Source organism: Myroides sp. C15-4 (assembly GCF_050522745.1).
GTDB lineage: Bacteria > Bacteroidota > Bacteroidia > Flavobacteriales > Flavobacteriaceae > Flavobacterium.
On sequence record NZ_JBMVQX010000022.1, the window covers coordinates 16555 to 28974 of the forward strand.

General features: G+C 30.4%; 11 protein-coding genes and 1 pseudogene. 10 read left to right on the forward strand and 2 right to left on the reverse strand.

The features are described from left to right. Window positions 1–286: 286 nt before the first annotated feature. The 3 genes from ACPDHL_RS10590 (at window position 287) to mobB (ending at window position 2513) form a co-directional block, all read left to right on the forward strand. Window positions 287–688, forward strand: coding sequence for a PDZ domain-containing protein (locus tag ACPDHL_RS10590; protein ID WP_430532736.1), 402 nt, complete (start codon window positions 287–289; stop codon window positions 686–688). Between the two features lie 124 nt (window positions 689–812). Then, a complete protein-coding gene (locus ACPDHL_RS10595; RefSeq protein WP_430532737.1) occupies window positions 813–1241 on the forward strand; it encodes a hypothetical protein in 429 nt (142 codons plus the stop codon). Window positions 1242–1244: 3 nt separating this feature from the next. After that, a complete protein-coding gene (gene mobB / locus ACPDHL_RS10600; protein WP_430532738.1) occupies window positions 1245–2513 on the forward strand; it encodes a conjugal transfer protein MobB in 1269 nt (422 codons plus the stop codon). A 333-nt stretch (window positions 2514–2846) separates the two neighbouring features. Here the strand turns inward: mobB and ACPDHL_RS10605 are convergent, their stop codons facing one another. Beyond that, complete coding sequence (locus ACPDHL_RS10605; RefSeq protein ID WP_430532739.1) at window positions 2847–3647, reverse strand: hypothetical protein; 801 nt, start codon at window positions 3645–3647, stop codon at window positions 2847–2849. A gap of 215 nt (window positions 3648–3862) precedes the next feature. Then, the gene (locus ACPDHL_RS10610; protein ID WP_430532740.1) at window positions 3863–6820 is read right to left on the reverse strand and encodes a type I restriction enzyme HsdR N-terminal domain-containing protein; all 2958 of its coding nucleotides are present in this window, start codon (window positions 6818–6820) and stop codon (window positions 3863–3865) included. A 680-nt stretch (window positions 6821–7500) separates the two neighbouring features. Here ACPDHL_RS10610 and ACPDHL_RS10615 point away from each other — a divergent pair. The 7 genes and pseudogenes from ACPDHL_RS10615 to ACPDHL_RS10645 all read left to right on the forward strand — a co-directional run. Next, entirely contained in the window at window positions 7501–8268 is a 768-nt protein-coding gene (locus tag ACPDHL_RS10615; RefSeq protein WP_430532741.1) for a ParA family protein, read from the forward strand. Between the two features lie 4 nt (window positions 8269–8272). Continuing rightward, window positions 8273–8701, forward strand: a complete 429-nt coding sequence (locus tag ACPDHL_RS10620) for a DUF3408 domain-containing protein (RefSeq protein WP_430532742.1) — start codon at window positions 8273–8275, stop codon at window positions 8699–8701. Between the two features lie 12 nt (window positions 8702–8713). Next, window positions 8714–8986: a DUF3408 domain-containing protein gene (locus ACPDHL_RS10625; protein ID WP_430532743.1), complete on the forward strand. Its 273-nt coding sequence runs from the start codon at window positions 8714–8716 to the stop codon at window positions 8984–8986. A 3-nt stretch (window positions 8987–8989) separates the two neighbouring features. After that, entirely contained in the window at window positions 8990–9499 is a 510-nt protein-coding gene (locus tag ACPDHL_RS10630) for a hypothetical protein (RefSeq protein ID WP_430532744.1), read from the forward strand. Window positions 9500–9670: 171 nt separating this feature from the next. Further along, on the forward strand, window positions 9671–9979 hold the full coding sequence (locus tag ACPDHL_RS10635; RefSeq protein WP_073145514.1) for a DUF4134 domain-containing protein: 309 nt from the start codon (window positions 9671–9673) through the stop codon (window positions 9977–9979). An 11-nt stretch (window positions 9980–9990) separates the two neighbouring features. Further along, a complete protein-coding gene (locus ACPDHL_RS10640) occupies window positions 9991–10335 on the forward strand; it encodes a DUF4133 domain-containing protein (protein ID WP_286468036.1) in 345 nt (114 codons plus the stop codon). Next, window positions 10319–12400: pseudogene (locus ACPDHL_RS10645) on the forward strand (TraG family conjugative transposon ATPase); the annotation flags it as partial. The gene ACPDHL_RS10640 and the pseudogene ACPDHL_RS10645, both read left to right, overlap by 17 nt. Window positions 12401–12420 lie beyond the last annotated feature (20 nt).

Consider the following 12420-nt stretch of genomic DNA (forward strand, 5'->3'; position numbering starts at 1 on the left):
ATCTCTCACAGTGGCGAGTTAATAATAATGCTGATAATAATAGTGTTGTTATATAATTTCATTTTGTCAATTTCTAATTTGTTTTTATAAAAAAAGCCACCTAATTTCTCAGGAGGCTCTTCTTTTATATTATTTTGATTGTATCAAAATTATTCCCCCTCAGATTGTGAAACCACACCTATAAAAATAATAGAAGAAATAATAATTGAATTGTACATTTTTTTTGTTTTTCTGGCGCAAACATAACTTATAATTTCGAAATACACAAATTCTTTAATCTTTTTTAATGAAAAGTATCAATGTGCAGTGTCCTTCAGGAAAAACAACACGCTATAAGTTAATAAGTAATAGATTTTTTTTGGCTATGATAACTGTGTTTTTAATAGTCTTATTGATCAATTATCATTCAAGTTCTAGCAGTAAAAGCCGAAGGGATTGGGTAGCTAAGTTTTGTCTAAATGAGAGTAAACAAGTAGAAGTTTGTTTTATATGGGATGGATCTGAATTAGAACAAGCAGGCATAAAAATAGGAGATCAAGTTACATCGATTAATGATCAAATGATAAATTATCTGACTTATGCTGAATTTTGTGAACTAACGGCTTCTTTAAAGAAACTAAACAAGGCTACTTTTGGTTTTAAAAACACTAAAACAGAAAAGTTTGTTGAACTGAATAAGAATAATTAATTTTTAAATAGAAGATCATATTTTGTTTGCTTGTCCAATCTCCGCCATGGTAGACCACTAAGTACCTATAAAGTAGAAGTATTAGAAGCTAAACTTATCTTGACTCAAATCAAGATAAGACATTATGCAAACTACAAATAAAAACAAAGGAGGAAGAAAACTAAAATCCAATCCTAAAAAATATAGACATGTTTTCAGACTCACTGAATCTGAAAACCAAAGACTGCTTGCTTTGTTTACATCATCAGGAATGACAAACAAAGCAAGCTTTCTTGTTTCTATGCTTTTAGATAGACAAGTTAAAACAGTCAAAGTAGATGTTGCAGCACTGCAATATCATGCTACACTTACCAAACTATTTAATCAATTTCGAGCAGTAGGAGTGAACTACAATCAGATTGTAAAGTTATGCAATCAATACTTCTCTGAAGATAGAGCGAAACGTTCTATCTCAAAACTTGAAGAGTATACAAAGGACTTATCAAAGCTTTGTTATTACATTATCAAGCTAACCAAGGAGTTTGAAGAGAAATACCTAAATTCTAATCTATAAATTATGATAGTTAAGATTGGTAAAGGGAGTAATCTTATAGGAGCCTTGTCCTACAATCAATTAAAAGTTGATAAAGGACAAGGCTCCGTTTTGTTTACAAACAATCTGCCAGAACCAAATATCACTTCAAACTATATCGCTCAACTTTACAAGCACTTCGAACCCTATTTACTTTTAAATAACAAGACAGAAAAAGTTGTACGACATATTTCTTTAAATCCCAATCCCAATGATAAATTATCTGATGATACATTAAATGAAATAGCTAAACAATATATGGATAGTATGGGCTATAAAAATCAACCTTACATCATCTATAAGCATAGTGATATAGAAAGAGAACACATTCATATCGTAACAGTATGTACAGATTTAGAAGGAAAGAAAATTGATGATAAATACGATCATCTAAAATCAATGAAAACTTGTCGTGAAATTGAAAAGAAGTTTAATCTAACCTCTTCTATAAATCAAACAAAAGAGGAATCTAAACAAATTCAATTGAAACCAGTTGATTATACCAAACATAATTTAAAAGCTCAAATTGCCTCAGTAATAAGATATCTACCCAAGTATTATAAGTATGATAGTCTCACAAGTTATAATGCCTTATTATCTCTATTTAATATCAGAGCTGAAAGGGTGGAAGCTATTTACAACGAGCAAACAAAAAAAGGTTTAGTGTACTTTGCTTTAAATGAAAAAGGGGAGAAGGTTAGTAATCCGTTTAAGGCATCACTATTTGATAAAGATGCAGGCTATCAATCATTAAAAGGGTGCTTTTCAAAATCAAAGGAGATTTTACGAAGATCCCCAAACAAAGTTAATTTAAAACAGACAATTGAAGTAGCCTTAAACACAACCAACTCATTACAAGAGTTTAAAGGAGAACTTTTAAATCACGGAATAAACGTTGTTATTTTTCAAAACAAAGACAATCGTATCTATGGTGTAACTTTTATCGACCATAACTTAAAAGGTGTCTACAAAGGCTCTGATTTAAGTAAAGAGTTATCTGCTAATACACTGAATCAAAAATGGAGTAGTACAGAAGATTATCCTCGTTCAATTTTAATACTTTCTCAACAGGCTAATACTAATGAATCAGACGAGTTACATCCAATGTTTGAACATTTATATTCTGATACTACCAATTTTAATACTAATGAGTTTGTATCGTTATTCAATCTTCTAAGTAATAATCAGGAAATAGATTATGAAGAGTTGAGTTTTGAGAAAAGAATCAAAAGAAGAAAAAAAAGATCTTTCTGAGACAGTGCACCTAATTAGATATTCATATTATGAGCACTTTTAAAACAAATAACTATCTAAGTCAAATATAAAAGCCTGTAAACTCATTAAATTTACAGGCTTTTGTTTCGTTTTGAAACCTTTATAAGGTAATTATTCTAATTATGTTGTGGAGAAAGAGGGTTAGCCTCTTTTACTTCGTATGCTTTATAAATAGGGATGTTCACTTTTTTGAATTGTCGTAAGCACCTTATTACGAAAGTTTTTAACTATGATTGGAATCGTTTGATTCAATATCAAAGATAAAAAATTAATAATAAACAAACAGATATATCCTAACAAAGGAAGCTACTGTTATTTGTAGTATTTTTTAAAATTTATTATTTCTTCAATTGAAAATAAATTAAAAAATGTACCCTGAATATTACCAAAACATTTTGGTTCAAAACTCTGAAAACCATTTTTTATAAATGTTGAATGATGAATTGATTTTAAATATTCTTCTTGTTCCTTTATAATTTCTACAGTAAAACCATAAAGAATCGGATATATTACAATATTTGTTTTTATTTCAGCGCTCAAATTAATTGATTTGCTTTCAAACTTTTGGAGAAGTCTCCTATCCAAGAACTTTTGAAACTTATTTTTCTCGTATTTACTCGCATCAAAATCAATATTTACAACGTCAATATAGAAATCATGCCTTCCAGCTCTAAAGTGGAAATCTAAACTTTTTCCATTTTCTAAAACTTTTTCATACTTTAAAAACATTGCTTTATTACTGATGTCAATACAAGCAGCTATTTCACCTAAAATATGTTTAAAATTATTGGCTTTAAAGTTATTTATAGTTGACATTATCAAATCTTTAAAATCTTTAGTTTTACCAAATTCAATGAATTTGCCAAGCAAAAAATTAAAATACTTAAATTCATCTCTGATTTTGGTAGACGAATTTGTACAATGTTCCTCAATAAGTTTAAAGAAGATGACCAAAAAGTTATTATATGGAGTTCCTCCTCCATGTTTTTCTGAATGTAAATAAGATTTTCTTAAAAACTGTTCAAACTCTTTTTCTGAAATAAATTCAAATAGATTAGGTAGGTACATTTTCATTATACCAATTCCATTAAAAATCATGGTATCTGTTATCATAATTCCATTTTAATACATAAAACTAAGAGCAATATAAGTAGTATTTTGAGATTTGGAAGCAGTTGAAATTGAAACAAGAGTCTTAACCCAATACTACTTAGAGTTAAATTTTATTATATTGATAAAAAGTCTTTCTAATTTTTTTCATAAGTCAAAGATAAGTTTTTACGCTTAACTCTTTGCCCAGACTAAGTTAGCAAGTCCACAATTTCTTATTAAATATTTTCTCCGTTTTCTTTAAATAATTGTCTCATATCATTTTTTAGTAATCGATAAATCCAATTTCTTAAGACACAATAGCTATCAAGTTTATCTGTATTAATTTTATCTATAGTTTTTATGCGATTGTTCAAATAATCATCATTGTAGAGTATACTATCTAATGAAAAACCTTGTAATGAATATATTTCATCTTTTTCAAAAGCTTGTTCATGAATGTTTTCTTCTAATATTTTAAAGTAAACGTTATATTCATTACTTTTAGCAGAACGATAACCCAAATATCTATAACCATCGAAATTTTCATTCTTCATGTAAAAAAAATATTCATGAGGTATCGAATTATAAAAATCAAAATTCTTTTTAAAAGTAGGAAACAAATTTTCAACAACCTCTTTGTAAGAATTTTCTAGATGCTTAAAAAAAAGTTTGATATATTCTTTAGTTTGATTTTCACTATATTGTATACTTCTAATATATCTAAAGTATTTGTCACGATTTTGGCTAAAAATTTCCTGACTCTCACTTATAGTTTTATCAGGTACTGGTAGATGATGTGATTCGAGTTTACTATAGCCTTTACTCAACAATATATTAACAATTTTGTATAGTTCCTCAAATAGAGGAGCATCTCCAATTACATTGAAACATGGTATTTCAAGATTATTGTTTAATGTTTTTTCAATCAATTCATTTATTTGATGTCGATTTATTCCTTGTCTTTTGAAATGCTCTACGAGTCTAAAAATATTAATTCTATGTTTTAGATTATTTAAATCAATAGGATAAATTAAATTATATCGAGGAAGATTAAAATCTATAATATCAAAATCATAATCTAATTTTGCAGAGTAAAAATATAAAATAGATGATACTTGTTCTAATAAAAGTATATCGGAAGTATATAAACTAATTTTACCTTTTATTATAAACTCTTTTAATTGTTTAAAAACATTTTTTTTAATAATTTCACTCTGATCTCTGGTTAGTAAAGGTATATAGCTACCGTATATTGTTTCAATATTTAACTGATACAAATCATCGTCATAAAAATTTCTGTTAAAACTTAAATCTCGATATAGTAATTGGTTATTAGGCTCACAATCTAATGGGAAAAGTGAATAAGAATCGTTATTTAAGAGATCTTTTGATAAAACTACTCCAATGTCCCCCTTAGTCTTAGGAACAAACTTGTCTTTAAAAACTTTAAAATTTGTATTTAGATATGAGTTATAACCAATTGTATATTGAATTGCCTTGTCTTCTATATATTTAATTATTGTATTTTTATGATTTTCAGAGGAATTATCTAGATAAAATTTGATAGCACTTTGACCAATATGATTTTCATAAATTTCATCCAGAATATCGTATAGTTCAAAATTATTTTTATTATCCAATTTATAGGAATGAAAACAAATTATATAATCTCTAATTTTAGAATAATAAAAGGTAACATTGTGAGATTCCTCTTTATTAGACTTGATAAGCAAGTTTCTAGAAAACAATGCTTCAGGTATATTTTCATCTAAATTGAAATTTAATTGTTCAAGTAAATATTCTAAATCAATACCTTCATCTTTATAAACTTGCCTTTCAGTATACTTATGATTAGCTAGTATAAAACCAATTCTAGAAAGAATTCTTAAAGCAGATATTTTATCAATATTTACTTTTTCAAGAGATTTGTTTACATATTGTTTTATTAGTTCTTTATCACTAATCTTTTGTGGAATTTGTTTTTGAGAATAAACTTCGCTAAATATTCTTAAGAAAAAACCGTTTTTTAAATTCTCTTGTAATGAATTAGAAATGTTGCCTCTAAATTCAAAAGTTCTTTGATATAACGGAATAATATCCTTTAATTCTTCATCCGTAAACTCATTTATTTGATATCCTGGACAGTTATTTAAAGCGTTAGTTATACCATGGAATTTAATTAACTCTTCATAGAGATGAGTAGGTGTGTTAGTAGGCTTTAAAAATGAATTCCAAATATTTGTTTTACAACTAATTAATATTTTTATCTTTTTAAGATACCTTGAAGCTAGAGCCATATTACTTAATTCAATCGTAAGATTTTGATTTGTATTTTCATCAATAGCATCAATAAATATCAAAACATTTTTTTTGGCATATTGACCTATTTCATTAAGCTTTTTTAATACAGTCTCACTGTTACTTCTACCTGAAAAATGTAAATTCAAATCTTGAGAAATAGATTCTAATGGAGAGTTTATTATTGCAGCATTATAAAAAAAGACGAAATTTTTTTCTAAACTTTGTAGCGCTAATGAACAAAAGACATTTGTTTTACCTGTCCCCGCAGAACCAACTAATCCAAAAATAGAATTATCTGAAGATATAAATTCTTCAAATTTATTCTGTAAATCTTTACGTTGTACATGGAGTTCTTTAACAAATTTAGAATATGGACTATTAATGTCTCCTATTATTTGTCCCATTCTATCTGTAACTTGGTTACTACAAAAACTATTTAAGTTGTCTGGTGATAACGAAATAAAATTCTTTAAAGCTTCGTACCTAATTCGTAATTCTTCATCTGTAGATAATGTATAATCATTTTTCCAAAAAGATGATTGTTCTGAAATTTTAGATCCAGAAATTTCTTTTCTTGATATAGAATCAAAAATCCGCGTTATTTTGCCATTAGTAACTATAGTAAAAGGAGCAATGTCATCTAATAATAACCGTGCATATGAAATTCCTTGATCTATATCATCTTGAGTTATATTGACAGAATCTCTCTTTAATTCTATTACGAAAAGATTTTTATCATGTCTTTTACATAATATATCTGATCTTCCTGTAACCTTTACCCCTCTTCCTAATCTTATTTGAAAAGATCTTTCTAATGATATTTCAGAACTTTCACATCCTAAGTCATTTAAAAATGGTAATAATAGATTTCCCCTTATTTCTTCTTCAGTCATGGTTAATTGTATGGATAATTAATAAAAATATTCTAAACATACAAAAAGTAATTTTTAATAGCGATATATAGAATTATAAATAGTTTATTATTTTGAGTTTATCTCTTACTTCAACAAAACTAGCGACTTCGGAGTAGTTTTCTAGCCCTCTGCAAGAGCAAGTCGTTTTGATGGCAAGAATCTTAATTTCGAGTGCCTCAAAACATAACTTGCTCTAATCTTTCGATTAGTAAATCCGCCAATTTTACAAAGTAAAATCTAAAGTGATTTCACTTTAATAAATCACCCACTATTTGACACTAAAATGCCAAGTATTACCACAAAACGTCATAAATCAGATTCAGCTGGTTTATGAAGTTTCTTTGTATGTATAATCACATTTGCATATGTAGATAGATCAGTTGTTTTGTACTGATGTATCTAAAAAGGTAAGTAAAAAGGTCACTACGCACATTAGTATATAATTAGAGTTACCAATAGTTATTTAAGTATCTATTATACTAAGTGCAAGCGTAGCTATCCAACTATTTATGTAAAGTATTGCATAGAAAAGTATATAGCTAAACAGGTAATTAAAAACTTAGTTAAGTATTTAAAAAACTACAAGCATAGATGACCACAAATTTACCGATAGACCGAGGTATCTATTTACTTATGCAAATAGCTAAATACATACAATTATGAAAACAAAAAAAGAACCAATTTTTGTAGCATTCTCCTCGCAAAAAGGAGGAGTTGGTAAAAGCACATTTACCACGTTAGTGGCAAGTATTTTACATTATCAGATGGATTATAATGTAGTTGTCTTTGATGCCGATTTTCCACAACACAGTCTTGTAAAAATGAAAGAAAGAGATTTATCTATCGTTATGGAAAATGAGGTACTAAAAAAACTTGCTTATAAGCAGTTTACAACGATTAATAAAAAAGCCTACCCAATATTACAAGAGAAGGCAGAGAATGTACTGAGCGCAGCCAAACAATTTATAAGTGAGTCAACTATATCAGTTGATGTAGTTTTCTTTGATTTATCAGGAACGGTTAATACCGCTGGAATTTTAAACGCCTTATCGGGCATGCATTATATTTTTACTCCTATCACAGCGGATAGAGTAGTGATGGAAAGCACGCTTGTTTTTACCCAACTTCTTAGGGATGTTGTGATGAAAAAATCAGAGACAGCAATACAAAGTATAAATCTGTTTTGGAACCAAGTAGATGGGAGGGAAAGTACTCCTTTGTATGATGTCTATAATCAAGCTATCGAGGAATTAGATTTCAGTTTGATGCAAAGTCAGATTAAAAGTAGTAGCAGATTTCGTAAGGAGAGTGAAGCGGCAAGCAAGCTTGTTTTCCGCTCTACGTTACTACCTCCAGATAAACGTCTTAGTAAAGCAAGTGGCTTAGACCTTTTTGTAGAAGAATTTTTAACAATCATCCAATTATAATACCATGGAAAAAGAAAATAAAAAACAACCGCATATCGATGAAGAACTCATGATGAGTCTAATGGTAGATGGAGTTAGAAAAGAAGGAATAAAAGAACCATCTCAGGATATTGAAAAAGTAGAAGAACAGAGAAAGACAGAGGACACTCCTTTAAAGAAGAATTCTGTTTTAAAACAAAAGAAGCAAACAAAACAATCTGTTGAAACAAATTACGAGAGTATCTTTTTTAAAAAATCAGATACCAATGCCAGAGATGGTAAGACAGTGTATATAAGACCTGAATTTCATGAAAAACTAACTCGTATCATTCATATAATAGGTGAGGACAAAATAACAATTTATGCCTATTTAGATAATTTGTTAGACAATCACTTTAATGAGTTTGCTCAGCAGATAACTAAGAGTTACAATGAAAAGTATAAACCAATTTAAAACCAAAAAATCATGAAAAATATATTCAAAAAATCAGAAGCAAAAAACGATACTAAAAAATATGAGGATCAGTTTTTAGTTAATCGATTACCTGCAAATAGTAAAGGTAAAGTGGTATACATCCGCCCTGAACATCATGAGGTACTCATTCGCCTTGTTCAATTATCTAAAGAAAATAAAACAACACTCTATGCTTATATCGACAATATCTTAGCACAACATCTTAAGGATCATTCAGATGATATCAAGGCTTATTTTCAAGAACATTTTAAAGCAATTCTCTAATTTATGGAAATAGTTATCATAATCAGTCTTGTACTTGTTATCGCTCTTCTGTTATTAGATAAAAATAAAACCAGTAAACAAGAGAACCAATCTAAAACAGAAGAGTTACTCTTTAAACAAGATGTACCCATCAGCATTATAGGAGAAAGTAAACCAGTTATGCTAAAGCAATCGCTAACGAGTCAAACAAAAGATGAACTTGATTTAGAAGAGGAAGAAAAAGAACTAAGCAAGAATTTAGAACCTATAGATAATGAGCTTACTGAGCGAATTAGTATGGACGAACTTAATAATTTTGTGAATTCTATCGAACAAGAGTTAATTAATGAGACTACAGTAAAGACAGCTCAAAAAATTGAAGGATCAGAGTTATTGGAACTACTCCAACAGGCGATGCCTGATTCAGCTAAAACAATAGCAAAGTTATTAGATCAATCTTTAAATGAAAAATCACCAAAAAAGGAAGAAGAAGTAATAACTAGTGAAGATTTTAATATTAATGATTTTGTGTAAAGAAAAACTGTGAAGGCGTTATAGTAAAGTATACTTAACGCCTTTTTTATTGCACCTTATCGCCATGAGCATCCACTAACTTCCACAATCAATCCCTCAAAGAGTTTTCCAAAGACATTTACCAAAGTATCATGCAAAGGGCATGATTATAACGTACTAAATGTCATTCTTATGAAAACAAAAACAATTAAACAAAGGCTTTTCTTATTACTTGTTGTACTAAGTAGTTTACCGCTATTGGCTCAGGGAAACGGAGCTGCAGGGATCACTGAAGCTACCCAAATGGTTACCTCATACTTTGATCCAGCCACCAAGCTTATCTATGCTATTGGAGCTGTGGTTGGTTTAATAGGCGGGGTAAAGGTGTACAACAAATTTTCAAGTGGTGATCCCGATACAAGCAAGACAGCGGCAAGCTGGTTTGGGGCTTGTATCTTTTTAATTGTAGCAGCTACAATCCTACGTTCATTTTTCCTTTAAACGATACGCTTATGAAAAAGTATAGTATCAATAAAGGCATTGGATCGAGCGTGGAGTTTAAAGGGCTCAAGGCGCAGTACCTGTTTTATTTTGCAGGTGGACTGTTAGCTGATTTAATTTTTGTTATGGTAATGTACATGGCAGGGGTAAACAATCTTATTTGTTTAGCCCTTGGCCTTGGTACATCTGGCTATCTTGTTTACAAAGTATTTTCCTTAAACAAGAAATACGGTCAGCATGGCCTTATGAAACTTCAGGCAAGGAAGTACTTTCCAAAGTATATCATTTCAAGAAAAGATGTTAGAGGATATTTCCACAGAAACTTAAAACTAAGAAACTATGAGAAATACAGCTAAGACAAACACTCTTGAGCGGATGTTTCCCATTCTATCGGTGGAGAACAACTGTATGGTTTCTAAACAAGGAGATATAACAGTTTGTTATAAAGTGATCTTACCTGAGATATTTACCATTTCAGATAAAGAATATGAAACGATTCACAGCGTGTGGCATAAGGCTATTAAGACGCTTCCTGAGTTTACTGTGATTCACAAGCAAGATTGGTTTGTAAAAGAAAGCTATGAGGCTGATTTTAAAGATGAACAGCAAAGCTATTTAAGTAGAAGCTTTGAAAGGCATTTTAATGAGCGTCCCTATTTGAATCACAGTTGTTATCTCTATATTACAAAGACTACAAAAGAGCGAATCAAAAGTCAGAGTAATTTTTCATCCCTTACAAGAGGGGAGCTCATTCCAAAAGAAATCAGAGATAAAGACATCGTTCAAAGCTTTTTAGAGGCAACCACGCAATTGGAAAAAATAGTTAATGACAGTGGACTGATAAACTTAATTAAACTATCTGAAGAGGATATCATAGGCTCAGAAGATAAAAGTGGACTCTTAGAGCAGTACTTAACGCTAAGCACAACTCAAAGAGGAAGCCTTCAAGATATAGCTATTAGCGCAGAAGAGGTTAGAGTAGGAGATAACAGGATTTCTTTACACACTCTTTCAAGTACAGATGACTTGCCTACTGAGGTATCGTATTTATCTCGCTATGAAAAACTATCAACCGATAAAAGTAGTATGGCTTTATCTTTTGCAGCGCCAATTGGACTCTTGCTTAATTGTAACCATATCTACAATCAGTATTTGTTTATAGAGGATAGTGACTATAATCTAAAGCAGTTTGAAAAGTCTGCTAAAAATATGCATTCCCTTGCCAGATACAGTCGTGCTAATCAAATCAACAAACAGTGGATAGAAGAGTATTTAAATGAGGCTCATAGTAAAGGATTAACATCCATTAAAGCTCACTTTAATGTAATGGCATGGTCTGATAATCATAGTGAGCTTAAACAGCTTAAAAATGATGCAGGAAGTGCAATCGCTTCAATGGATTGTGTACCAAGACATAATACGGTAGATGCTCCAGCGCTTTACTGGGCAGGTATGCCAGGTAATAGCGCAGACTTTCCCAGCGAAGAAAGTTTCTATACTTTCATTGAACCAGCACTTTGTTTTTTTGCGGGGGAGACTAATTATCAAAACTCACTATCTCCCTTTGGAATAAAAATGGCAGATCGACTTACTGGTAAACCAATTCATTTAGATATTTCGGATCTACCGATGAAAAAGGGAATTATCACTAACCGTAACAAGTTTATCTTGGGACCATCGGGAAGTGGTAAGAGCTTTTTTACCAATCATATGGTAAGGCAGTATTATGAACAAAATGCGCATGTGCTGCTAGTTGATACAGGGAATTCTTATCAAGGATTATGTGAGCTGATTAAAGGAAAAACAAAGGGGGAGGATGGGGTGTACTTTACCTACACAGAGGAAAACCCAATTGCCTTTAATCCATTTTATACCGAGGATGGGGTGTTTGATATAGAAAAAAGGGAGAGTATTAAGACTCTTATCTTAACGCTTTGGAAGCGGGATGACCAGCCGCCCTCACGAGCTGAGGAAGTAGCGCTTTCAAATGCTGTTAGTGGGTATATTCAAAAACTTCAAAGTAGCAACATAAAACCAAGCTTCAACACTTTTTATGAGTATATCAAAACAGATTACAAAGCTGAGTTAGAACAAAAACAGGTTAGAGAAAAAGACTTTGATCTGGCGAACTTTTTAAATGTGCTTGAACCCTATTACAAGGGAGGAGAGTATGACTATTTATTAAACTCAGAAAGTGAGCTTGATTTACTCAACAAACGCTTTATCGTCTTTGAAATTGACGCCATCAAGGATCACAAAATCCTCTTTCCTATAGTGACTATTATCATCATGGAAGTGTTTATAAATAAGATGCGACGTCTTAAAGGTCAGCGCAAGTTAATCTTAATTGAAGAGGCTTGGAAAGCCATAGCTAAAGAGGGGATGGCGGACTATTTAAAGTATTTGTGTGCGCCCGTAAAGGTGGCTTAGTAAATATCTCT